We start from the raw sequence: 621 nt of genomic DNA, 5'->3' as shown, positions 1-621 counted from the left end.
CTAAATAAGCACCACAATCTTTATAAATTTGCTCTAAATTCATCGTTAAACCTTTAAAAGTTCACTTTCTTTGTTTTTTACACTCTCATCAATTTTTGTTGTATAGGTGTCGGTAAGTTTTTGCACTTCATCATAAGCTTTTTTTGCTTCATCTTCGCTTATTGCCTTATCTTTTTCTAGTTTTTTAACTGCATCGTTGGCATCTTTGCGTATATTTCTTATAGAATCTTTTGCCTGTTCTCCCATAGCTTTAGCTTGCTTTACGTTTTCTTCTCTTTGCTCTCTAGTCATCGGAGGGAAAAATAATTTTACACTTTCGCCGTCATTGTTTGGATTTACGCCGATATTTGCAGCTGCAATAGCACTTTCTATGGTTTTTAGTAAAGTTTTTTCCCAAGGAGTGATGCTAATAGTTGAAGCATCGCTTGCTAAAACAGTTGCTACTTGATTTAAAGGAGTTTGAGTTCCGTAATAATCCACTGTAATATGATCTAAAATATGGGTATTAACTTTTCCAGTTCTTAAAGTGGTGAAGTCTTTTTTTAAGGCTTCTAAAGATTTTTCACTTTGGGTTTTTTGTTTGTTAAAAATTTCACTTAGCATTATCATTTCCTTTAATTA

General features: G+C 32.4%; 1 protein-coding gene. It reads right to left on the bottom strand.

The features are described 5' to 3' along the window. Positions 1 to 45: 45 nt before the first annotated feature. Positions 46 to 609, bottom strand: coding sequence for a ribosome recycling factor (gene frr, locus KJR01_RS09635; protein WP_214119022.1), 564 nt, complete (start codon positions 607 to 609; stop codon positions 46 to 48). Positions 610 to 621 lie beyond the last annotated feature (12 nt).

The sequence above is a fragment of the Campylobacter sp. 2018MI10 genome (assembly GCF_018501175.1).
Taxonomy (GTDB): Bacteria; Campylobacterota; Campylobacteria; order Campylobacterales; family Campylobacteraceae; genus Campylobacter_E.
The sequence above is the reverse complement of the archived record's forward strand: the minus strand, read 5'-3'. Positions and strand labels throughout refer to the sequence as shown.

Bases quoted from the DNA above. Each gene is read 5' to 3' on its own strand.
- frr (WP_214119022.1), bottom strand. From the start codon at position 609: ATGATAATGCTAAGTGAAATTTTTAACAAACAAAAAACCCAAAGTGAA.